Source organism: Porphyromonas endodontalis (assembly GCF_052173515.1).
Classification (GTDB): Bacteria; Bacteroidota; Bacteroidia; order Bacteroidales; family Porphyromonadaceae; genus Porphyromonas; species Porphyromonas endodontalis_A.
Map to the genome: position 1 here is coordinate 35727 of NZ_JBQMYL010000004.1, position 23829 is coordinate 59555.

Annotated in this window: 14 protein-coding genes and 1 tRNA gene; 6 read left to right on the forward strand and 9 right to left on the reverse strand. The window is 47.4% G+C overall.

All coding sequences use genetic code 11. The features are described 5' to 3' along the window. Both recF and ACTTHR_RS02855 read left to right on the forward strand, forming a co-directional pair. Positions 1-1119, forward strand: a complete 1119-nt coding sequence (gene recF / locus ACTTHR_RS02850) for a DNA replication/repair protein RecF (RefSeq protein ID WP_314812702.1) — start codon at positions 1-3, stop codon at positions 1117-1119. A gap of 16 nt (positions 1120-1135) precedes the next feature. Continuing rightward, positions 1136-1426: a DciA family protein gene (locus tag ACTTHR_RS02855; protein ID WP_276772597.1), complete on the forward strand. Its 291-nt coding sequence runs from the start codon at positions 1136-1138 to the stop codon at positions 1424-1426. A 176-nt stretch (positions 1427-1602) separates the two neighbouring features. On the opposite strand, the gene ACTTHR_RS02860 is transcribed toward ACTTHR_RS02855, so the two are convergent. The 9 genes from ACTTHR_RS02860 to ACTTHR_RS02900 form a co-directional block, all read right to left on the reverse strand. Further along, the gene (locus ACTTHR_RS02860; RefSeq protein ID WP_276772594.1) at positions 1603-2184 is read right to left on the reverse strand and encodes a superoxide dismutase; all 582 of its coding nucleotides are present in this window, start codon (positions 2182-2184) and stop codon (positions 1603-1605) included. Between the two features lie 159 nt (positions 2185-2343). After that, positions 2344-4893: a zinc-dependent metalloprotease gene (locus ACTTHR_RS02865; RefSeq protein WP_442605121.1), complete on the reverse strand. Its 2550-nt coding sequence runs from the start codon at positions 4891-4893 to the stop codon at positions 2344-2346. An 82-nt stretch (positions 4894-4975) separates the two neighbouring features. Then, complete coding sequence (locus tag ACTTHR_RS02870) at positions 4976-6127, reverse strand: iron-containing alcohol dehydrogenase (RefSeq protein ID WP_281676842.1); 1152 nt, start codon at positions 6125-6127, stop codon at positions 4976-4978. A 301-nt stretch (positions 6128-6428) separates the two neighbouring features. Then, positions 6429-7169: a tRNA1(Val) (adenine(37)-N6)-methyltransferase gene (locus tag ACTTHR_RS02875; RefSeq protein WP_442605122.1), complete on the reverse strand. Its 741-nt coding sequence runs from the start codon at positions 7167-7169 to the stop codon at positions 6429-6431. 59 nt (positions 7170-7228) lie between these two features. Continuing rightward, complete coding sequence (carB, locus tag ACTTHR_RS02880; RefSeq protein WP_442605123.1) at positions 7229-10456, reverse strand: carbamoyl-phosphate synthase (glutamine-hydrolyzing) large subunit; 3228 nt, start codon at positions 10454-10456, stop codon at positions 7229-7231. A gap of 90 nt (positions 10457-10546) precedes the next feature. After that, positions 10547-11614, reverse strand: coding sequence for a glutamine-hydrolyzing carbamoyl-phosphate synthase small subunit (gene carA / locus ACTTHR_RS02885; protein WP_442605124.1), 1068 nt, complete (start codon positions 11612-11614; stop codon positions 10547-10549). A 1-nt stretch (position 11615) separates the two neighbouring features. Next, complete coding sequence (locus tag ACTTHR_RS02890) at positions 11616-13508, reverse strand: amidophosphoribosyltransferase (RefSeq protein ID WP_442605125.1); 1893 nt, start codon at positions 13506-13508, stop codon at positions 11616-11618. Between the two features lie 24 nt (positions 13509-13532). Beyond that, a complete protein-coding gene (gene yidC, locus ACTTHR_RS02895; RefSeq protein ID WP_442605126.1) occupies positions 13533-15395 on the reverse strand; it encodes a membrane protein insertase YidC in 1863 nt (620 codons plus the stop codon). Between the two features lie 72 nt (positions 15396-15467). After that, a complete protein-coding gene (locus ACTTHR_RS02900; RefSeq protein WP_442605127.1) occupies positions 15468-17084 on the reverse strand; it encodes a CTP synthase in 1617 nt (538 codons plus the stop codon). 588 nt (positions 17085-17672) lie between these two features. Between ACTTHR_RS02900 and ACTTHR_RS02905 the strand changes: the two genes are divergently transcribed. The 4 genes from ACTTHR_RS02905 to ACTTHR_RS02920 all read left to right on the forward strand — a co-directional run bounded on the left by ACTTHR_RS02905 (position 17673) and on the right by ACTTHR_RS02920 (position 23808). Further along, a tRNA-Ala gene (locus ACTTHR_RS02905) sits at positions 17673-17746 on the forward strand. A 297-nt stretch (positions 17747-18043) separates the two neighbouring features. After that, a complete protein-coding gene (locus ACTTHR_RS02910; RefSeq protein ID WP_442605128.1) occupies positions 18044-19864 on the forward strand; it encodes an AMP-dependent synthetase/ligase in 1821 nt (606 codons plus the stop codon). A 147-nt stretch (positions 19865-20011) separates the two neighbouring features. After that, positions 20012-21382 (forward strand): SWIM zinc finger family protein, encoded by a 1371-nt coding sequence (locus ACTTHR_RS02915; RefSeq protein WP_442605129.1) that lies wholly within the window; start codon positions 20012-20014, stop codon positions 21380-21382. Next, a complete protein-coding gene (locus tag ACTTHR_RS02920) occupies positions 21379-23808 on the forward strand; it encodes an ATP-dependent helicase (protein WP_442605130.1) in 2430 nt (809 codons plus the stop codon). Before ACTTHR_RS02915 ends, ACTTHR_RS02920 begins: the two co-directional genes overlap by 4 nt. The last annotated feature ends 21 nt before the right edge of the window (positions 23809-23829 follow it).

Sequence of the window (23829 nt, forward strand, 5' to 3'; positions counted from 1 at the left end):
ATGGTATTAGAGCATCTTGAGCTTGTCGCTTTTAAGAGCATTGCTACGGCCTCTTGCGACTTTGCACCCAAACTCAATTGCTTCTTTGGCGGCAATGGTATGGGCAAAACGAACCTACTCGATGCCATCCACTACCTATCGATGGCCCGAAGTCACCTCAATACGGTAGACCGCCTTGCCATCCGCATTGGCTTCACAGAGGCTATCTTATCGGGGGACTACCGAGCAAATGATGGAGAAGAGACGGACAGAATAGCTTTGCGGCTCCGTATGGGTCAAGCCAAAGCTCTCAGCCGTAACGGTAGGCTTTACAAGCGACTTAGTGAGCATATTGGGCGCTATCCTTTGGTGATTATTTCACCCCAAGACTATCGCCTGATCCGAGGAGGTAGTGACGAGCGCCGCAACTGGCTAGACCGACTTCTCTCCCAGCACGATGCACTCTACTTAGACCTCCTCATACGCTACGATAGAGCTCTACAACAACGCAATACCCTCCTCAAGAGTGACTTCCAAGACGAGATGTTGCTCTCCATTGTGGAGGAACAAATGGCTCTTACAGGGGTAGAGATAGCCCAAAAGCGAGCAGAGTTTGTTCGGGACTTTACCCCTACGTTCAATCAACTCTACCAAGAGATCTGCGGAGATAAGAGCGAATGTGTAACTCTAAACTACCTCACAGCAACGGCTCCGAATAGGGAACTTTTTACTCAAGACCTACGCCAGAGACGGCGAGAAGAGAGGGCTACCGGATATACAACTTATGGTATCCATAAAGACGACCTTGAGATGCTTTTAGGCGAGAATCTGATGCGAAAAATCGGCTCTGAGGGGCAGAATAAGACCTTTCTTACGGCACTCAAATTCACCGAATACAATCTACTTGCCAACAAGCTACAATGCCGTCCCATTTTGCTTTTAGACGACCTCTTCGATAAACTTGATGCAGAGCGCGTGGAGCGTATCATCGGCATTGTCTCCCGTCCCATCTTTGGACAAATATTCATTACAGACACAAACCGTAAGTATCTCGACGACATTATAGAGGCACAGCACGAGTCTTTCCATCTGTATGCTGTAGACCATGGCAATATCGCCTTGCAAGCGACATCACACTAGAATCCCTACTCAGAGTATGAGACGCAGTGAACCCCAACGCCTAGGAGCTCTACTAAAGAACCTCATAGAAGAAGAGCCTGAGCTGGCACAAGGGCTTTACCGAGAACGGGCTATTGCTTTCTTCTGGGAGCGATTTGCCCCAATGCGTCCTTTCGTCCGAGATATCTTCTTCCGCAACAACACGTTGCACATACAACTACGCTCCTCCGCTGCGGCACAAACAATTTCTGATCAGAAAGAAAATATCATGCAACTCATCAATCAGGAGCTGCACTATCGCGTAATTGAAGAGATTAGGATATTCTAGACTTTAATCAAGTCCTCCCCTATCCCACAAACGAAAAAGAGGTACCCGTGATTGCTATCACAGAGGTACCTCGTCTTCTATTAAACGGTTGTTGAGGTTGGATTACACCTCAAAGATAAGAGAGAGGAGGGATACGAACACTTAGCTCCTACCCCTTCTCTCCTTTTATTTATAAGTTACTTATTGTAACGCTCTTCCACTACATCCCATCTAACAATTGACCAAAGATCTTTGATGTGGTCTGCTCTGCGGTTTTGGTAACCTAGATAGTAAGAGTGCTCCCATACGTCGAAGCCGAGCAATGGATTAAGCCCCTTACGGATAGGATTACCGGCATTGGGTTCTTTTTCGATGGTCAAAACGCCATTTTCGTCAGAGGCAAGCCATACCCAGCCTGAGCCAAAAAGGCCTGTACAAGCTTCGAGGAAGGCTGCTTGGAAAGCCTCAAACGATCCCCACTCCTTTGCGATAGCATCTGCAAGAGCACCCTTAGGAGCACCTCCTGCATTGGGGCCAAACTGTGTGAAGTAGAGGTTATGATTGAGCACCTGTCCGGCTTGGTTAAATATTTTCCCCTCACTCTTACGTACAATATCCAAGAGGTCGGCATTTTCAAATTCAGTGCCGGGGATGAGACTATTGAGTGTATTTACATAAGCGAGGAGGTGCTTGCCATGATGAAACTCTACAGTTTCTTTGCTGATAACAGGGGCAAGCGCATCGGCCGCATAGGGGAGGGTCATAAGTTCGTGAGTCATACTCTTCTAACTTTCTATTGTCTAATTTCTTATTCGTTACTATTGACATAACACAAACAGGGTACCTATGGTTCACCCTATCCCCCTAAAAAACAAAGCAGCTAGCTCTGTAAACACAAAGCTAACTGCTCACATTAGAATAAAAGTAGACTAACTACCTCACTTGACAGCAAGGGCGGAAGCAATACGGCGGAGCTGGTAACGATAGAACGCCTTGGCCGTAGCATCTCCACTATTTACCTTTTGCTTGTAGAGCTTCTCTACCTCTTCGAGGGCTGCCATCCAGTACGGAGCGATGCGCTCGGGGCTGAGAGGGCGATAAGACATTGTCATGCGAGTAAATGACTCTTCACCATCACTGTACTGATGAGCGGAGGAGACTCCACAGGGGATAGAGGGAGCATTAACCCATTGATCGAACTGCTCTTGACAAGCCTCGGTGAGAGCAAGTTTCTTATTCTCCACCTTAACGGTAGGCGTTAGTAGCGCATTCTCCAACATCAAATCTATCGCACAAGCCTCTAGCATACGGTCGTATTCGCTCGTCTTACCGGAGCGAGTAGCCGAGAAGAGAGCCGTTACAACGTCGTGTGTATAATCAGCTAGAGAATAAGCATCTTTGGCTCCCGAGAGATTAAACTCATGAATGCGACGCAAATTACCACCACGGAAGAAGTTTCCAACAAAAGAATTGGTAAACTGCTTGACAAGAGTATTACTACCATTGTCTATTCGATTGAGGAGATCTTGACGCAAGAGCCAAGTGCTGACCTCGTGGGCTTGGCTACCGAGCCACTCTACTGCACGCTTCTGCTCCGAGCGTGGCACATAGATATAAGAGGGCTTACCATCTCCCTGACGACTTTCGCTAAAAACAATCCCTCCGATATGGGCAACAATGTGCCCCACATGGCGCATATATTGACCTACAATTTGGTAATATACCTCCTCGAGGTCGCGATAGTCCTCTCCCTCTTGATAGAGCCATTTGTCAATATTCTTGGTAATAATCTTGAGATTGGAGATAGACATATCACCCGCCGTAAAATGATCATTGGAGAGATCTTCGGTTTGAGCGGTGGGATCTACAGTGTTGGGGAATTGCTGAGCACCAAAGAGAAGCATCGGATCTTTGGCATTCTCTTCGAGCATTTTTCGAAGCTGCTTTTTCTCTCCTTCGGTATCTCCTCGGAAAGTCTCAGGGAGAATTGAGTAGCCCCACTTGATGGCAGCAATATCATACTTACCTAAAATGGGAGGCGTGAGGCGTACACCTCGCTCATAGTCCCCAGGTTGGGCTACAAAATTGTTGCGAGCATAGTCCATAATACTAGGGGTTGTACCATGCTCTTTTGTGAACTCCGGCGAACGCAAGTTTTCTATAGTATAGGCGTTACTTGCCCCCATGTTGTGCATCAAACCTAGGGTATGCCCCACTTCGTGCGAAGCTACATATCTAAGGCTCTCGCGCATCACATCGTCCGTGAATACATGCGTACGTACTCGAGGATCCACTGCCCCCGTCTGTACCAAACGCCAATTGTGTACCAATCTTATCACGTTGTGGTACCAGATAACCTGAGCAGAAATAATCTCTCCCGAGCGCGGATCCACATAACTAGGCCCCATAGCATTCTCAATGGCTGTTGTGGCATAACGGAATGTATTGTAGCGAGCATCGTTGGGATCGAAAGTAGAATCGGAGGGATAATCAAGTGCCTTGATGGCGTTTTTGAAGCCTGCAGCCTCAAAAGCCGTATTCCAGTCTTCTATTCCCTGCTTGATGGTAGAACGCCACTTTTCGGGGAAAGCATTATCCACATAGAAGATAATTGGTTCTACGGGTTCGACGAGTTCTCCACGCTGATAGGCGGCTGTATCTTTGGGTTCGAGGCGCCAACGATGGATGAGTCGGAAGCTCTCTACCTTGTCTTTGTCCGAAGTAAAAAGACGACGCGTTGAGGAGAAATAGCCCATACGATTATCCGCATACCGAGGTTGCATAGGCTCTTTAGGAAGGAGTAGAATTGAGCGTTGCATCTCCACGGTATAGGGTGCACCATGAGGGCGAGTGTTGTAGGTTAGTCGGCTCACAATCTCCACATTTTTGGGATAAGCCTTAGCCGATGCTACTAGAGAAGCCTCCCCATCAAGAGTTCCCTGTATAAAGCGCTCTGCCAATGGACCGGTGACTTGTCTCAAAGGAGATATTGACTTCTCGTCTCCCGAAAAGAACTTCGTAACGTCTATTAGAGAGCGGTCTCCCTCCCTTGTAACGATGGGGAACGTCTTTACTACCCTATCCAATGAGTTTGAGCGAAAAGAGCTGGCGATGGCATCTCCCTTACGTACAACGTCAGACACGTTGGGGCATACAAGATACACATTGTTGTCGTCTTTGGTAAAGCGGAAAAGGAAAGGAGAAGATTGGATAACCCCTGCTACCAACTCTCGTGTATCACTCACCCCGGCTACGCGGTTGATGAAATAGAGATCCCTACCCATCAGAGAATCGGGAATCCCAAAGTAGAGTTTATTCTTCTTATTATGGTAAACAGAAAGGAGACCCTTGCTCTCTCTTGCATCGGCAATAGTCTGCTCATACTTGCTCTTCTCTGGAGCTTTCTTTTTCTTTTTGGTAGCACAGCCCCCCAAAAGCACACTAAGACCTAGGGCAGCGACAACCAAAAATTGTCGAGTTACATGCATTTTTTGTAGACTTATTATGTAGGTTTATTCTTTATTCCTAGAGTTTTTTTCAGACGATCTTAACCTCCGAACGAGAAGGCAATTAGCGACAATCTGCCAAAATCTCACGTACGACCTCGGGAGTTACCGTTCCATTTTCTCCAAACACAACGCCTCTCTCTGTAAACCGACGTACTATTTCGTCTTCTACCTCTTGAGAAACTCCGGCTTCACGAAGGCGCGTAGTGAGCCCCAAAGAGCGGAAAAACTGCTCCGTTGCCTGAATGGCTGCCTCTATACGTTCCTCGTCATTGCCCTCCTTGATACCCCAAATATGCTCAGCATATTCGAGCATCTTGTCGTGCTTATCGCCCATCCGGCTCATGACGCGCAGGGTAGAGGGCAAAACAATAACCAAAGAGTGCGCATGCGTGAGCCCTGCAATAGCGGTCAGCTCATGCCCAATCATATGTGTAGACCAATCTTCCTTCACCCCCCAATTGATGGAGCCATTAAGGGCGTGAGTAGCTGCCACCATAAAATCGGCTCGGGCATCGTAGTTGGGTTCTCCACTGAGTACCAAAGGGGCAATCTCTCTGAGGGTGAGCAAAATCCCCTCTGCAAAGCGATCCATCAAGCGACTCTGCCCCGGGGCTGTAAGGTATTGCTCCATTACATGCACATAGCTATCGGCAATGCCGCAGGCCAATTGGAAAGGAGGAAGAGTGTATGTAACCTCCGGATCGAGGATAGAAAAAGTGGGGAATTGGCCGTGAAATGGGAACTTCTCCTTTGTCTCCGAAGAAGAAATGACAGCTCCGGAGTTCATTTCAGACCCCGTAGCAGGGATAGTTAGCACAGTACCCAACGGAACAAACCGATCGCGTACAATACCCTGCAATACCAGCTGCCAAGGGTCTTCATCTCGCAATAGAGCGGCGGATATAAGCTTGGAGGCATCGATGACCGAACCACCCCCTACGGCTAGTACAAAATTGCTCTTCTTTTCTTTCCCTTGGGCTACAGCTCGGCGGATTGTCTCTACCGTAGGATTCGACTCCAGCCCCCAAAACTCACTATACTCAAAGCCTTGGAGAGCTGAGGTTACCTGCTCGTAGACCCCATTACGGCGCACACTCCCTCCCCCATAGGTTACGAGGATCTTCGCATCTGAGGGCAAAAGTTTGGCTAGACGAGCTATACTGCCTTTACCAAATATCAGTTGTGTGGGATTGTAATACCTAAAGTTGTTCATATCTTAGTTCCATTATTTACTGTGATTCAGGCACAAATATAGCATTTTCTTGCCTAATCTTGGAGAAATTCTTGCCCAAGAATCCTAGAGATTTCAGGCAGAATGCAGTGCTATTTCTGGCTGAAAAAGATTTGAAAATCAGGCAGAAAAGAAGGAACTTTTCAGCTGACGCCAAACGAAGCAAGAAGTTGTAGGTAAAATGGAAATGCTCCCCTTACAAAACAGGTTTAGAGAGGAAGGCAGAAAATATTCCCGAATTAGAAGAGAGGGGGGCACTCTCCCCTACAAAGTGGGCGAAGTACTAGAGAAAGGTATAAAAGGGATGGACAAGATCAAGATATTCCGGAGAATAAGAGGCGATAGTATCCCCATGAATAACAAGCGTTTGCAACAAAGCTGGCTGTAATAGCTGCCCGTCTCTCCTTGTCCATTCGCTCAATAGGCGCTTGGGTGGTTTGCCCAGAGTGGTATGTACTGCCGCTAGGCGTATAGGAATTAAGCCCTGAGTAAAGGCAAACATTCTCAGTTCTTCTAATTGGTCGTAAGGGGTAACTAGAGCAACAACACCCTGGGGACTTAGAAGAGTCGAAGCACGACGCAAAACCTCTTTTGGGGAGAGAAAACCAATCGCCCGAGCCGTATGTCTTGCCTCTGATCGCGCTTGCAACGTATTCTTGTAATAGGGAGGATTGGATACAATCAAGTCATACAACGCTTGGAGAGCTTGCCAAGTTGAAAAATCGGCTTGCACTACCCTAACCCGAGACGAAAAGGGAGATTGAGCCGCATTGTAGGTAGCTCGCTCCACAGCCGTAGGTTCGATCTCTAGAGCCGTTACCTCTGCCCGAGGATAGCGTTGTGCCAGCATCAAGGCGATAAGCCCCGTGCCACAGCCCACATCTAGAATCCGTAACGGAGTCTCTTCTCGGGTATCGATAGAAGCCCATGCGCCCAGAAGAACCCCATCCGTCCCGATACGCATTCCACATCCAGCCTGATCGAGACTGAATTGTTTGAAGTGAAAAAGATCTCCGCTCGGCATAAAAGAAGGGTGCTCCGGATCTATATCTATCCGAAGCACCCACTATAAATCAAATCGTGTTACTTATACTCGCTCCAAGACTTAATCTGAATATCATCTTCGGATAAGCGACAGAAGGCAGTAATAAAGGCAGAAGCCAAACGAGCATTCGTAATTAGCGGTATATTAAGATCGATAGCCGAACGGCGCAATCTGTACCCATTAGTCAGCTCGCCAGGCGTAAGGTTCTTGTTGATATTGACCACCAAGTCTACCACATGCTCCTGCAGTAAACTGAAAATATAGGGCTTACCTGCCTCCTTCTCCCAGTAAACTCGTACAGAGGGTATACCATTCTCTTGCAAGAAGTTGTGTGTACCTTCCGTAGCATAGAGGGTATACCCCTTCTTGGTGAGAAGGCGACATGCGTCCATCAAAGCCACCTTCTGCTTATATCCTCCCGAGGAGAGCAAAATACCCTTGCTGGGGATACGCTGCCCCACGGAGAGCATGGATTTGAGGATAGCCTCGTCCGTATCGTCTGCAATACAGCCTACCTCCCCTGTAGAAGTCATATCCACTCCGAGTACAGGGTCGGCTTTTTGCAAACGGGTAAAGGAGAATTGCGAAGCCTTAATCCCTACGTAGTCAAGATCGAATGCATTCTTATTGGGTTTCTCTACAGGCAAGCCCAGCATGATGCGTGTGGCAAGATCTATGAAGTTTATCTTAAGGACCTTGCTGACAAAGGGGAAACTTCTGGAAGCTCTTAGGTTACATTCGATCACCTTTATATCGTTGTCTTTGGCAAGGAATTGGATATTAAAGGGACCCGAAATCTTGAGAGCTTCTGCAATTTGTCGACTGATCCGCTTAATACGGCGTACCGTCTCCACATAGAGCTTCTGAGCCGGGAATTGGATGGTTGCGTCCCCGGAGTGTACCCCGGCAAACTCTATATGCTCACTAATGGCATAAGCAATAATCTCTCCATTGCGAGCCACGGCATCCATTTCCACCTCCTTAGCATGCTCAATAAACTGGCTCACTACTACGGGGTGCTTTTGCGACACATTGGCTGCCAACTTGAGAAAACGCTCCAACTCCTCGTGGTTGGAACATACATTCATGGCAGCCCCCGAGAGCACATAGCTCGGGCGAACCAATACAGGATAGCCCACCTCGCGAACGAAGTCGTCGATATCCTCTATCGAAGTTAGTTCTCGCCAAGCCGGTTGGTCAACACCAAGGCGATCGAGCATGGCGGAGAACTTGTGACGATCTTCTGCATTGTCGATACTTTGAGCAGACGTACCCAAGATACGTACGCGTTCTTGATCCAATCGGACTGCCAAGTTATTGGGGATCTGCCCCCCGGTAGAGAGGATTACCCCCATGGGGTTTTCCAACTCTAGGATATCCATTACACGCTCGAAGGTAAGCTCGTCGAAGTAGAGTCGGTCGCACTCGTCGTAGTCGGTACTTACCGTTTCGGGGTTGTAGTTAATCATTACGGAGTCATACCCCTCTCTGCGTATAGTGTTAAGGGCATTTACCCCACACCAGTCAAACTCTACAGAGCTACCAATACGATACGCTCCGGAGCCTAAAACAACAACGGCAGGCTTCGTCGTATGGTAGGAGAGATCATGCTCCACGCCATGGTAGGTAAGGTAGAGGTAATTCGTTTGCGCAGGGAACTCAGCTGCCAAGGTATCTATTTGTTTTACCACAGGATAGATACCCTGCTTTAGACGGAAAGCTCGTACCTCGTTAGAGGCTTGCTCTAGATCATTGCGATCGTGCTTCCAAACAGCTCGGGCAATCTGGAAGTCGGAAAAACCTTGCTGCTTAGCCATTCGCATCAGCTCAGGGCTAATGTCTTCCAAATCGGCGTGCGACTCGAGCTCCTCCGCCGTGTTCAGAATGTTTTTAAGTCGGCTCAAAAACCACTTATCAATACGTGTGAGATTGTGAATATCATCGACTGAATACCCAGCTCTAAAGGCCTTACTAATCACAAAAATACGTGTATCGGTAGGAGCCTTGAGGGCGGCATCAATATCTTTGATCACGAGTTCTTTATTCTCGCAGAAGCCGTGCATCCCTTGCCCGATCATGCGGAGCCCCTTTTGTATCGCCTCTTCAAAAGTACGACCAATAGCCATTACCTCTCCCACACTCTTCATGCTACTGCCCAACTCTCGAGAGACTCCATGGAATTTACCAAGGTCCCAACGAGGGATTTTGCAGACGCAGTAGTCGAGAGCCGGCTCAAAAAAGGCAGGAGTAGTACGCGTAACACTATTCTTGAGGTCGAACAATCCATACCCAAGTCCTAGCTTAGCCGCAATAAAGGCAAGGGGATAGCCGGTTGCCTTAGAGGCTAGAGCCGAGGAACGAGAAAGACGTGCGTTTACCTCTATTACACGGTAATCTTCACTCTCAGGGTCGAGAGCATATTGTACATTACACTCCCCTACAATACCAAGATGACGGATGATACGAATCGCAAGCGAACGCAATTTGTGGTACTCATTATTGGAGAGAGTTTGCGAAGGTGCAATTACAATACTCTCACCGGTATGGATACCGAGAGGGTCGAAATTCTCCATATTACATACCGTAATACAATTGTCGTAGGCATCTCGTACGACCTCGTATTCGATCTCCTTCCAGCCCTTTAGGCTTTTCTCTACAAGCACCTGAGGAGAGAAAGAAAAGGCCTTTTCACAAAGGATATCAAGCTCTTCTTCATTATCGCAAAAGCCACTTCCTAACCCCCCAAGGGCAAAAGCAGCACGGATAATTACGGGGTAACCTAGGTGCTTAGCAGCCTTACGTGCAGCCTCGATGCTCTCAACTGCCTCGCTAGCGATAGTCTTAACGTTAATCTCATTGAGCTTCTCGACAAAGAGTTCGCGGTCTTCGGTTGCAATGATGGTCTCCACAGGAGTACCCAATACCTTCACGTTGTAGCGATCCAAAACTCCCTGCCGATAGAGAGCCACACCGCAGTTGAGCGCAGTCTGTCCTCCAAAGGCAAGCAAGATGCCATCAGGGCGTTCTTTGGCGATTACTTTCTCTACAAAAAAAGGTGTCACAGGGAGGAAATAAACCTCATCCGCAACACCCTCACTTGTCTGCACAGTGGCAATATTTGGATTGATAAGGATGGTCTTAATGCCTTCTTCTCGAATAGCTTTGAGAGCTTGGGAACCGGAATAATCAAATTCCCCTGCTTCTCCTATCTTAAGAGCACCAGAGCCGAGTACTAATACCTTCTTCGGTTTGCCATTGCTAGTCATATTGTCTTCTTGATTGCTTGGTCTGAAATATAGAAATAGATGGATTCAAAAAATCTTTATCTCCCCTCACACTCTTGGGATACAACCGCCCTAGAGGAGAGAAAGAAATTCATCGAAAATGAAGAGAGTATCCTTAGGTCCTCCAAAAGCCTCAGGATGGAATTGTACAGAACGGATGGGCTTTGTCTTATGCTTAATCCCCTCATTCGATCCGTCATTGAGATTGACGAACCATTCCTCCCAGTCGGCTCCCAATGTGCTGCCATCCACTGCAAAACTATGGTTTTGACTCGTGATAAAGCAGTTATTTGTACCGACCATACGCACCGGTTGATTGTGGCTCCGATGCCCGTATTTGAGCTTATAAATCTTAGCTCCTGCAGCCAATGAGAGGAGCTGATTACCCATACAGATACCATAGATGGGCTTATCTCCGGCAATAGCTCGACGCAAGTTCTCTACGGTCTTGGTACACATCTCGGGATTCCCGGGACCATTGCTGATAAAAACACCATCGTAGGAGAGTGTGGAAAAGTCGTAGTCCCAAGGAACACGCACCACGGTAACATCCTCACGTAATAGCTGACGGATGATATTGTGCTTTACCCCACAATCGATCAATACTACCGTTTTAGAGCCTTGCCCGTAGCGCACCACTTCTCGAGTAGAAGCCTCAGCTACTAGGTTGCGCTCTTCCCATCGAGCATCTTCTATTGGGGTATCAACGCCCTCAATAGTAATTGTTCCCTTTTGAGAACCATGCTCACGAAGGTGCTTTGTAAGAGCTCTTGTATCAATGTTTGTAAGCCCTACAGTCCCCTCCTCTCTGAGGCGATCCCCAAGAGAAGAAGTAGCATTCCAATGGCTATATTCTGTAGAATAGTCTGCCACCAAGATGGCCTGCATATAGATATGCTCGCTCTCAAGATAACGCGATATTCCCTCGGGCGACACCTCAAAAGATGGGATACCATAATTTCCCACCATGGGGTAGGTCATCACCATAATCTGTCCCATGTAACTTGGGTCTGTCAAGCTCTCGGGATAGCCATTCATGGCTGTATTGAATACAACCTCTCCTACAATATTTTTCTCTGCTCCAAAAGAATAGCCCTCAAATGAGGTGCCATCTTGCAGCGTTAGGGTTGCTTTCTTCATATTACTCCTTATGCCAATCGTTTTCCACATAGTTGATGAATGCCTCATTTACAAGGTGTGCCCCTCCCGGTGTTGGGAAGTTCCCTGTAAAATACCAGTCTCCGGGATGATTGGGGATAGCGTCGTGCAACCCCTCAATGCTCTGGAATACAATCTTCACCTCAGCTTTAAGCTGCTGGGGTTTTACCAGTTCTACAATCTTTTCGGAGATCTCCTCAGGCGAAAATGGCTTGTATATAGCCTTTACCACATTGGGTACAAAGTTGTTGCGCGACACCTTGCGTAAGCCCAAAGCCTCACGGTATTGTTGCTCTATGATGTAGTTGGTACCACGCTCCTCATGCAGGGCAATAGCAGCACGGAAGGCAATGAACTCCTTCATCCTACTCATATCAATCCCATAGCAATCGGGGTAACGTATCTGAGGAGAGCTGGATACAATAACAATTAGTTTGGGGCCAATGCGATCGAGTATTTTGAGGATACTTTGCTTGATAGTCGTACCTCGTACGATACTATCGTCTATGATTACAAGATTATCTTTCCCGTACTCTATGCTACCATAAGTAACGTCATAGACGTGCGCAGCGAGGTCATTACGGCTATTCCCTTCTGCAATAAAAGTCCGTAGCTTGATGTCCTTAATCGCCACCTTTTCTACGCGAACCTTGCGATTGATAATGGCCGATAACTCCTCTGGAGAACAAGTGCCATTTTTTTCTTTTATAGCCTCTAGCTTTTCTCGATTCAGATGATCGTTGAGTCCCTCTACCATCCCATAATAGGCAACTTCTGCAGTATTAGGGACAAAGGAGAACACCGAGTGATCAAGATCATTATCAATGGCCTGTAAGATTTTAGGAGCAAGCAAATAGCCCAGTTTCTTACGCTCTTTGTATATATCAACGTCACTGCCTCGCGAGAAGTAAATACGCTCAAAGGAACAAGCCTTAAGGTTATCGGGAGCCAAGATCTGCTCCATACGTATCTCCCCTCTCTGGTTGATAAGGAGAGATTGCCCTGGTAGCAATTCTTGTATCGTATCATGCGCTACATTCATTACGGTTTGGATAACAGGACGCTCCGAAGCAATTACGGCTATTTCATCATCTGCGTAGTAAAATGCCGGTCGAATGCCGTGGGCATCGCGCACAGCGTACATCTCTCCACTACCGGTAAGCCCACACATTACAAATCCGCCATCCCAAAGGGGAGCAGCTTTGCGCAGCACTTGAGCGAGATCCATCTTCTCTTCTATATAGTGAGTGATGTCCATTCCTCGCAAGTTGTGCTCCAAACGCCCCATAGTATACACACGCTCTACCTCGCGATCAAGCCTATGCCCAATCTGCTCTAGCAGGATATGCATATCGCTAATTACGCGCGGATGCTGCCCTTTGCTGGTGATTGCATCAAAGATTGCATCTACATTCGTAAGATTGAAATTACCACAAATGGCAAGGGTGCGTGCACGCCAATTGCTACGGCGAATCATCGGATGAACAAAGGAGAGACCGCTCTTGCCCGTAGTAGAGTAACGGAGGTGTCCCATGTAGCATTCTCCTGCAAAGGGGATATGCTCTTGAGCGAAAACAGCATCACTGAGTTGCTCGGAGGTATAGTCTGCAAATAGGCGATGCGTATCGCTGAATATCTCTGCAATAGCATTAGATCCCTCTGCACGTTGGCGATAGAGGTACTCTTCTCCCGGAGCGGCATGTTGCTTGACGGCGGCGAATCCTGCCCCTTCTTGCCCACGGTTATGCTGTTTCTCCATCAGCAGGTAGAGCTTATTGAGCCCGTACATCCAGGTACCGTACTTTTCTTGATAGTAAGAGAGCGGTTTCAGGAGCCGTACGAGAGCTATCCCGCATTCATGTTTGAGTGGTTCCATAGAGGATTATCTACTTAATGGAGATTAACGACCTTTCTTTTGTTGATTGCGCATCTGCTGTTGCTGGAGACGCTGAGCCTCCTCAAGACGTGCCATAAACCCGGATTTTTTCTTGGGTTTCTTCTTATTCTCTTCCATCTTGGCAAGCACTTTCTCTTCATTGATGAGAAGACGACTTCCGAGGAATTGCAAGATGGTAATGAGGGTAGAAATAAAGTAGTAATAGCACAGCCCCGAGGCATTGTTATTGAAGAAGAAGAAGAACATGATAGACATGATATAGGGCATGTACTTCATCATCTTCATTTGCTGATTGTCCCCTGTAGCAGACATATTCATCGTGTACCTAGAGTAGAGAATATTGGTCACAGCCCATAAGAGACAGAAGAGACTCAAATGATTTCCCATCAAACCGGAGAGAATAGGTATATCAAAGTTCCACGAAATAACGGCGTCGTAGGTAGAGAGGTCTTGCGCCCAAAGGAAAGACTCTCCACGCAACGCAATAGCCGTTGGGAAGAACATATACAAAGAAATCAAGAAGGGCATCTGTAGCAACATAGGCAAGCACCCACTCATCGGGCTCGCTCCGGCTTGCTTATAAAGAGCCATAGTCTCCTGACTTCTCTTCATCATCATAGCTTGCTCCTGACCGGGATACTTGTCGTTAATAGCCTGTATCTGTGGCTTAAGTACTCGCATCTTTGCTTGCGACATGTAGCTTTTGAAGGTAAGAGGAGAGAGAGCCATTTTGATAATAAGGGTAAGGAGAAGAATGATCAACCCCCAATTGGAAATGTACTTGCTGAGGAAGTCTACAATCGGGATGATCAAATGCACGTTGAGCCAGCGGAAAACACTGCCTCCTACATACACAAGATGCTCCAAATGGAGGCGATCTCCGTCTTCGTCTATACCCTGGTCATACGCCTTTAGCAGGTGGTGCTCCAAGGGCCCCATGTAGAGCGTAAAATGCGCGCTGGCGTCTTGAGCATTGCTAAATGGGAAGGATGTTACGACCTTACAGTCTTTGGTGTACTCCCCGTCCTTGGGCATAACAGTCTGCTCTAGGCTGGAGCTTTCGAAAGCATTGGCAGCATCGGCAATCCACACCGAGGAGAAAAACTTGTCTTTGAAGGCAATCCAAGAGATTCTTTCGTTCACTTTCTCACTCTTCGACCCCTTCTCGCTCAAGCGTTCTACCTTGTCGGCAAACAACTTATAGTAGATGGCAGAGTATTGATTTTCGTTTTGCCAAGATAGCTCTTGACGGCGAATCTTTTGAGCAATCTCCAAATCTTGGTAGCGCATATTGCTTGGGAACAACCGATCGAGGTGCGCTCCGCTGATGCTCAGTCGCAAACGATAGTCATTCGGCACTAGCGTATAGGCAAAGTCTAGATAGGCGGCACTATCCACTCTCAAACGCATTGTAAGAGAGGAGTCAGACTGAGCGATAGGCTCAAAATAGAGATCTTTGGTATCAATAACCTGCCCCATCTTTGTACGTAAGGGGAGGTTAAACGAGCAATCCTCCGGTGTAAAAAGATCGAGCGGTTGCTCCTTTTGTGCTTTGTATTCTTTAAGGCGAGCTTGTACGGCAGCCCCTCCATGGTTGGAGAAAGAGACTACAAGCTTCTCATTCTCTAGTTTAACAATTTGCTCTTGCCCCCCGGATAGCCCCAAAAGAGGAGACGTCTCGGGTGCTAGCGAATCTGTGGATGTAGGCGATACTACCGACGAAGATGTGGTCTCCGCAGGAGCAGGAGAAGTGGCTTCGATAGGCTCTTTGGGAGTAGCTTCCTCGGGAGTTGGACGGTTTAAGAACATGAATCCGATAAGCACTACCGCTATCAAAGACACACCGATGATTGTATTTTTATCCATATTACTTGGTTATGCTCAAAAAGTAGAGAGACTCCCAACAGTTGGAAAGGAGTCTCTATCAGAAGAGGGGAATTACTTTGTATTATGATACGCCACAGCCGCACGAATAAAGCCCATAAAGATGGGACTGGGATTTACCACCGTGCTGTTATACTCGGGATGATACTGCACGCCAATGTACCAAGGGTGACCTTCGAGTTCGAGGGCTTCCACAAGATTTGTTTCAGGATTTTCCCCAACGCAATGGAAACCATTATTCTCAAAAGCCTCTCTGTACTCACCATTGAACTCGTAACGATGGCGGTGACGCTCGCTTATCATGGCCTTACCATAGGCTTCGCTGATCTTGCTGCCGGGTTTTAAGCGGCACGTATAAGCTCCTAAGCGCATAGAGCCACCAAGATCGGTTACCGTCTTCTGTTGCTCCATAATATCAATCACCCTATTCTTCGAAGCCGGTGCAATTTCTGCGGTATTAGCATCAGCCAAGCCCAATACATTACGGGCAAACTCAATGGCCATACACTGCATACCGAGGCAGATACCTAGGGTGGGAATACCCTTCTCGCGGGTGTATTTGAGTGCTACAAGTTTCCCCTCCACACCGCGTTGTCCAAAGCCGGGGGCAATGATCACGCCATCGAAACCCGATAGGAGCTCTGCTACATTCTCTTCCGTGATATGCTCACTTTGGATGCTGGTCAAACGCAGCTTTTTATCATTATAGGTACACGATTGCAAGAGGGATTCGTCAATAGACTTGTAGGCATCTTGTAGCTCTACATACTTGCCAACCAGGGCGATAGACACCTCTTCGTGGGCACTCTTTAGTTTCTCCACAAAAGCACACCAAGCCTTCATCTCGGGGCGAGGGCCGGGTTCTATACCCACCTTACGCAATACAGCCTCATCCATTTTCTGATCTCTCAAAAGTAGAGGGATCTCATAAATTGTGGGCATATCAATGCTCTGAATCACCGCATCCGGAGCTACGTTGCAGAACTGAGCCACCTTGGCAAGGATGTCTTTTTGCAACGCCTGTTCGGTACGAAGCACCAGTATATCGGGCTGGATACCGGCCTCTTGGAGTTGCTTTACAGAGTGCTGGGTTGGCTTGGTTTTAAACTCGCCTGCAGCATGGATATAAGGCACGTAAGTGAGGTGTACACAAAGGCAATTTTTACCAAGTTCCCACTTAAGCTGTCGCACAGCCTCGAGGAAAGGGAGGGACTCAATGTCTCCCACCACTCCACCAATTTCTGTGAGAACAAAATCGTAATTTTCTTTCTGACCAAGGAGTTTTACATTCCGTTTGATCTCGTCCGTGATATGGGGGATTACCTGAATGGTCTTACCCAAATAGTCACCTCTACGCTCCTTACGGATTACATTCTGATAGATACGCCCCGTGGTTATGTTATTGGCACGCGAGGTAGGCACGTTCAAGAATCGCTCGTAATGCCCCAAGTCCAAATCGGCCTCATGCCCATCGTTGGTCACATAGCACTCCCCGTGCTCGTAGGGATTGAGTGTACCCGGGTCTATATTGATATAGGGATCAAACTTCTGAATCGTTACCTTAAACCATCGAGCCTGTAACAACTTTGCGAGAGAAGCGGCTACAATTCCCTTGCCAAGAGATGATACAACACCCCCTGTCACAAATATATACTTCGTGTCTGTACCCATACGGTCTTTGTATTACTATGCTTTTGTTCTTTTTCGTTGCATCCGGAGGTATACACCTTTAATATATATAGGGAAATAAAGCATCGGACAAACGCTCTTCCCTCTGGGCTATACCTTTCTGCAAAGGTACAATTTTGCGTTCGAACGGACACCCTTTCTTCTCTCTAGATAGCGCAATATTGGTACGAAATGGGGGAGAAAAACGAAACAAAGGAAGATGAAAATCTTTTCTAGCCAGAATTGGACTCGGACACAGGCTGAAAAATATTTTATTTCTGCCCGAAAAAGAAAAATTTTCTGGGCAAGAATGAAAAAATTTTCACCCTGTAAATCTTTGTTTTTCAGCCTCTATTTTTAGAAGGATCAATCCGAAGCTAAAAAGGGAGCCTACCACCCTCTACCCTCTCGGAAGAGAAACGATTTTAGAGTTTAGACTAATCTAGGAAAGCCCTCCTCCTCTTTTGGCAAAGTCTCCCCCTTACTTTTGTCCATTCGTTGTACTCGATACTAGAATCTGCAATAGTATAAAATCTGCATCAACCTAATGGTTATTCCAAAAAGTATCGTACCTTTGCAGTCGAAAGTTCCGGGGCATTAGCTCATCTGGCTAGAGCGTGACACTGGCAGTGTCGAGGTGATCGGTTCGAGTCCGATATGCTCCACAATACAATTCTTTTCTTTTTCTGAAATACGTGTAGGTGTGGTGGGATATCCTAGGATGGAGTTCTCTGTACACATTAGTGTATTGTATCTCTTTCGTTCTCCTTACATCGTACAGTTCAAAAGTTTTATAGTTTACTCATAGTTACTGCTCTACGGCATTACTTTTGACCATGCAGGAGCAGTTCTCCCAATAAAAGAGCTATTCTTACGGCAAAATCGGTACCTTTGTATGGGGTGAGGCATCAAGACAGAGTCTCGTCCCTACATGATTTATAATCGCATCGAGAGAGAAACTTATGCAACTCACGCACCTTTCCCAAATCATTGGGCTACTAGAGAGCAACTACCACTCCCACAGAATACTGAAACAACTCAACCCCCAAACACAAGAATGGGAGTGGCTTACGGGCGAGACTGTAGCCCAAAATTGTATGCTGGCAGCCAAAGGGCTTGCCCAACTGGGGGTAGAACCGGGAGATTGCATAGGCATTTATAGTCCCAATAAGAGCGAAGGGCTATATACCGAACTAGGGATCTTTGCCTTGCGTGGAGTCTCTGTTCCCTTTTATTCTACCTGCTCTCCGGATCAAGTCTACTTTATTGCGTGCAGTGCCGGGATCAAAACCATCTTCGTAGGCGAGCAATATCAGTACAATAATGCCTATCAAGTACAGCACGAACGGGGACAAATCGAGCGAATTATAATCTTCGATCGGCAAGTAGTACGCCAGTTCGACGACAAAACCTCTATATATTACGATGAGTTTATACGCATAGGAGACTCTATGCCCAGCGAAACCAAGGTAAAAATTCGCATGAGCGAAGCGCGAAGCGAAGACCTTGCCGTTCTCATCTATACAAGCGGAACCACAGGAGAACCGAAAGGAGTACAGGTGCTTCACCATGCTTTTGTGGAACAAATCAGACGACATCATGAGGTATATCCGGCTCTTGGCCCCAACGATACCTCGGTGAACTTCCTTCCCCTTAGCCATATATTCGAAAAGGCTTGGGTATATGTATGCTGGGCGTTGGGAGTGCGCGTTGCCATCGTCACCAACCCCAAACGGATACAGGAGCTAATGCCTCAAATTAAGCCCACTCTTATGTGTAATGTTCCTCGCTATTGGGAGAAAGTATACCAAGGAGTTATGGCGCATATTGACGAGTCTCCTCGCTTTATGGCAAGCCTTTTTCGGCGAGCCATCAAAGTGGGGAAACGCTATAAACTTGACTATTGGAACCAATATAAACCCGCTCCCCTCTTTCTTTCTTTGGAGCATTGGATATATAAACACACCATCTACTACCTGCTAAAGCATGCCACAGGATTGCAAAACGGACGCTTCTTCCCCACGGCAGGATCGTTGCTCAGCGAACCCATCAATGAGTTCTTGAATGCGGTAGATATCCCCATCATCATAGGATATGGACTCTCCGAGACCTGTGCTACAGTGTCAGCTTACCCCGAGCGTGGATTTGTCTTATCGTCTATCGGCGAAGTATTCGAAGGAATAGAAGTACGCATCGCTCCCGAGGATAATGAAATCCAGCTACGAGGGGAAACAATTATGCCGGGATATTACCACAACGAGGCTGCCAATGCTGAGGCTTTTACCGAAGATGGATGGTTCCGTACAGGCGATGCAGGTCGTCTAGAAGGGCGCACCCTCTTTTTTACGGAGCGTCTGAAAGATCTCTACAAAACTGCTAATGGGAAGTATATTGCCCCACAGCAAATCGAAAACCTCCTTACATCTCATCGGCTTTTCGAGCAAGTAGCCGTCGTAGCCGACGGATACAAATTTGTTTCCGCACTTATCTACCCCAATTGGTCGCTCCTTATCTCCCTCGCCCAAGAGCGAGACCCCAACATAGACTCCTCATGCCCACTTGAGCAAATCGCTCACATGCCGGTAATGCAACAGGTTGCTATGGCGCACATTGAGGAGCTACAAGCAGGGCTGGCCGCCTTTGAGAAAATCAAACGTATCACCCTCATTTGCGAGCCTTTTAGCATGGAACGAAATGAGATTACTCCTTCGCTCAAACTGCGTCGTAAGATTATCTACGAACATTACCAGGCTGAGATAAAAAACATGTACAAGGAGCCCTAATGCCCCCTCGGGGAGCGACGGAGATTCTTTCCTCCACACTTTCCCTTTCGGAGGCACCTGACCATAGGGCATTACTAAGCATCACTACAGAGAATTGTTGCGTATCTTTGGTCAGATTATATAAGGATATATTCATATAGAGACAGCATGGAAAGACCTAAACTATCAAATCGTTTTTGCCCGGAGGGGATGACGGTTGAGGAGTGGCAAGTGGCTCTTCGGCATGAATTTGCACGCGATAATGAATTTATCGTTGAGCATCTCGATGACAATAAAATATGGGGGGACTATTTAGTGCACAACGGTGCAAATCACTACCGCGTAGCCTTTAGAGGAGTACGTAGTGACAAGAACTTTTGTTCGTGCCTCGACTTCCGAACCAATGGTTTAGGGACCTGTAAACATATAGAAGCCGTCTCCCTTTATTTACAGAAACACGAAGAAGGGTATCCCTGGGGGCACCGGGCTTATACCCCTCGTCACACCTCTTTATACGTAAGCTACAAAGGAGGGAGGTCTGTGCGCCTGAGCATCGGGATTAGTGACCTCAAGAGCTACGAGTCATTTAGACGCAGGTACTTCGATAGCAACAACATACTCCTAGAGGAGCATTACCCTAAGCTCGAACAGATTTATGAAGAGGGGCTGGCCATCAATGGAGACTTCCGCTGTTACGACGACGTTTGGGAGTTTGTAGAAGGAGAGCTTGAAGCCACAAATTGGCAACGACAATTGGTTGAGAGATACCCCGATAGAGAGCTCGCTACGGACTATGCCTTGACCTGTACCCAGCCCGAGTTGCGCCATGAGATGTTTGAGTATCTACTGCAAGGGAATGGTATTGTAGTGGGAGAGATGACCACAACACTCCGCAAACAGATCATTGCCATCATTGATTATACCAATTCTATAGAAGCCACTCCCTCTCTTATTGTGGCAGAGGATGCCTACTCTGTGAGCCTCTGGAAGAGACTCATCCAGCACTCCCCTCTCCGGCAAGAGAAACTGAATATTGTCACTCCTGAGTCCTTCAACGTAAAGGAACGCTTCTTTGCCAACCTATACAACTGCATCTTTATAGAGAATGCCGATCTCCTAAAAGAGTGGCACAATAAGATGTCTATCACCATCAAACGACTCAAGTTTAAGCATCTATACATGCATCTTAAGTCGGTCAATCACCTGACTCCCGTGCAATTCTCTTCTATTGCTCAGCACATTTCTCCCTACATTATTGGTCCTTTCTACCGCTTCATACGCGACTATCGCCCCCTATTCCCCCTCCTCGATAATGGAGAGAACTTCCCCGACATACTGCACTCTTTTGTATTCTGTCGCACTCATACCGAGCACCTCACTTGGGGTGACTTCAAAGGAATAGGAAGCAATGAGGGACATCTACATGATGCCCAAAAACAAGTAGAGAAATGGCTACACGATACGGTGCATATACTGAACGATGATCAAGCTCGACAGCTTCTGATCGAGAAGATAGAGGCTCTACTCAGTCACCAATGATAGACTACGAAAAGGAACTCAATCCTGCTCAGGCCGAGGCGGTACTCTACGATGATGGCCCAGCCTTGGTAATTGCCGGAGCAGGATCCGGCAAGACACGTGTACTTACCTACAAGCTAGCTCATCTACTTGAGGAGGGGTATGACCCTCACAAACTTATGGCTCTCACCTTTACCAATAAAGCGGCTCGAGAGATGCTTTCTCGTGTGGAGTCTATGGTGGGGAGTAGGGATACCTTCCGCATGAAGCTGGGTACCTTTCACTCTGTCTTTTCGCGCTATCTGCGTATATACGCTCCGCTTTTGGGGTTCACTCCCAACTTTAGTATTTATGATACGAGTGACAGCAAAAGCCTTGTCAAACGCATTATAAAGGAGATGGCGCTCGACCCTAAATTCTACACACCCAAGCTGGTATTGGGGAGGATTTCGCACTGCAAAAACAACCTAATCACCCCCGAAGGCTATGCTGCCGGAGGCGAATACGCAGAGTACGACTACCGACGAGGGGTACCCATGTTGCACTCCCTCTATGCAGCTTATGTAGCACAATGCCGTCAAGCCAACGCCATGGATTTTGACGACCTTCTGTACTATTTCAATATCCTCTTACGAGATCATCCCGACGTACAGGCCGAGTGCGCTGCGAGTGTAGACTATCTACTCATCGATGAGTACCAAGATACCAACCCCTCTCAGTACTTGATAGCACGCCGTCTTGTAGAGGCCAAACAGCGGATATTCGCCGTAGGAGACGACGCTCAAAGCATCTATTCGTTCCGTGGAGCCAGCATGCAAAACATCCTCACCTTCACGCACACGTTCCCCTCGGCACGGCTTTTCAAACTCGAAGAAAACTACCGTTCTTCTCAGCGCATCGTGGCACTGGCAAATAGTTTGATTGAGCACAACGTACACAGAATTAAAAAAGAAGTTTTTTCTAACCGAGCAAAGGGAGAAAAAATTGACCTCTACGAGATGGAGTCTGGCTATCGCGAAGCTCAACACGTTGTAGAGTCTATCTACAAACGCTACTGCAAACACTCGGATACCTCCTACGGCTCCTTTGCTATACTCTATCGCACCAATGCACAAAGCCGTCTTTTCGAGGATCAGTTACGCCAAGCAGGTATTCCCTATCGCATCTATGGAGGTATTGCCTTCTACAGTAGAGCCGAGATCAAAAATGTACTAGCTTATCTGCAACTCATTGCAAACCCTCATAACAACGAAGCCTTTGAGCGTGCTGCCAAATACCCTCGTAAGGGGATTGGTGATAAAACGCTGTCCTTAATCCGAACAGAAGCCGCCGAGAGCAAAACCTCTCTCTTCACTGCAGCAGAGTCTCTTATAGCTCGCCCGGATGCTCTCCCTTCGTCTGCCCGCACCAAACTCACGGCCTATCTAGAGCTAATCCGTGATATTACTTATAATCCCGAGGCCAAGACACTTGTGGAGTGGGTACAGTCTATCCTCCTTCGTTCTCAAATCCTGGATATACTCCGTGCAGACACTTCTATTGAAGGGCACACTCAGCTGGAGAATGTAAACGAATTCGTCTCCGGAGTACAAGAGTTTGAGGATGAAACTTCGGCTGATGGGCTCTTTTTTGAGCGAGGCGAGACCACCTCTCTACACGACCTGCTCGTGCTTTTCCTCCAAGGCGTCACCCTGATTACAGACAACCTAGAGACGGGAGAAAATGCCGATGCCGTGCACCTAATGACCATCCACGCAGCCAAAGGACTTGAGTTCGACTACGTATACATTGTTGGTCTAGAAGAGGGGCTATTCCCCTCTATGCTGAGTGCTGAAGAGGAAAATATAGAGGAGGAACGTCGTCTTCTCTACGTGGCAATTACCCGTGCCAAAGAGTATTGTTCTATCTCCTTTGCACGCTACAGAGCCATCAATGGGATGACAGAATACATGATCCCCAGCCGCTTCTTGAGAGATCTGGACATGAGGTATCTGAATCTGTACAATTGCTCGGCAGACCTTAAATTCACAAGTAGAAGTAATGACTTTGCCCCCCTCTCCTCATGGGGAAGTAGCAAGAATCGACGCGGAGAGTTAGGGCTAGATTTTGAGGATATTGCTACCCTAAATTCACCTCCTTCTCAGGGAGAAAAATTCCCTATTTCAGAGAAAAAAGAATCCTCTTTTGCCCCATCTTTACAAGGAGCTTCAGGCAGTAAACGAGCTATCCCCATCCCCTATTCGCAAAGGAAAGCTCCCAAAGGCGCCCCTAAGGGAACCGTGGATTTTTCGGTAGGAGATATTGTGCAACATCCCACATTCGGGCGAGGAGTAGTAACGAGTGTACTTGACAAGGGAGAAAACTCCAAAATACAAGTCAACTTCGATACCGCCGGAGAAAAAACGATACTGATCCGTTTTGCTAGTCTCAAAAAGCTAGTAGATTAGTTCAGTTTTTGTACCTTTGCG

What these genes read in the sequence shown, in the direction of transcription:
- recF (WP_314812702.1), top strand. Translation starts at nt 1, where the DNA reads ATGGTATTAGAGCATCTTGAGCTTGTCGCTTTTAAGAGCATTGCTACG.
- ACTTHR_RS02890 (WP_442605125.1), bottom strand. Translation starts at nt 13,508, where the DNA reads ATGGAACCACTCAAACATGAATGCGGGATAGCTCTCGTACGGCTCCTG.
- carA (WP_442605124.1), bottom strand. Translation starts at nt 11,614, where the DNA reads ATGAAGAAAGCAACCCTAACGCTGCAAGATGGCACCTCATTTGAGGGC.
- ACTTHR_RS02860 (WP_276772594.1), bottom strand. Translation starts at nt 2,184, where the DNA reads ATGACTCACGAACTTATGACCCTCCCCTATGCGGCCGATGCGCTTGCC.
- ACTTHR_RS02875 (WP_442605122.1), bottom strand. Translation starts at nt 7,169, where the DNA reads ATGCCGAGCGGAGATCTTTTTCACTTCAAACAATTCAGTCTCGATCAG.
- ACTTHR_RS02915 (WP_442605129.1), top strand. Translation starts at nt 20,012, where the DNA reads ATGGAAAGACCTAAACTATCAAATCGTTTTTGCCCGGAGGGGATGACG.
- ACTTHR_RS02855 (WP_276772597.1), top strand. Translation starts at nt 1,136, where the DNA reads ATGAGACGCAGTGAACCCCAACGCCTAGGAGCTCTACTAAAGAACCTC.
- yidC (WP_442605126.1), bottom strand. Translation starts at nt 15,395, where the DNA reads ATGGATAAAAATACAATCATCGGTGTGTCTTTGATAGCGGTAGTGCTT.
- ACTTHR_RS02910 (WP_442605128.1), top strand. Translation starts at nt 18,044, where the DNA reads ATGCAACTCACGCACCTTTCCCAAATCATTGGGCTACTAGAGAGCAAC.
- ACTTHR_RS02920 (WP_442605130.1), top strand. Translation starts at nt 21,379, where the DNA reads ATGATAGACTACGAAAAGGAACTCAATCCTGCTCAGGCCGAGGCGGTA.
- ACTTHR_RS02900 (WP_442605127.1), bottom strand. Translation starts at nt 17,084, where the DNA reads ATGGGTACAGACACGAAGTATATATTTGTGACAGGGGGTGTTGTATCA.
- carB (WP_442605123.1), bottom strand. Translation starts at nt 10,456, where the DNA reads ATGACTAGCAATGGCAAACCGAAGAAGGTATTAGTACTCGGCTCTGGT.
- ACTTHR_RS02870 (WP_281676842.1), bottom strand. Translation starts at nt 6,127, where the DNA reads ATGAACAACTTTAGGTATTACAATCCCACACAACTGATATTTGGTAAA.
- ACTTHR_RS02865 (WP_442605121.1), bottom strand. Translation starts at nt 4,893, where the DNA reads ATGCATGTAACTCGACAATTTTTGGTTGTCGCTGCCCTAGGTCTTAGT.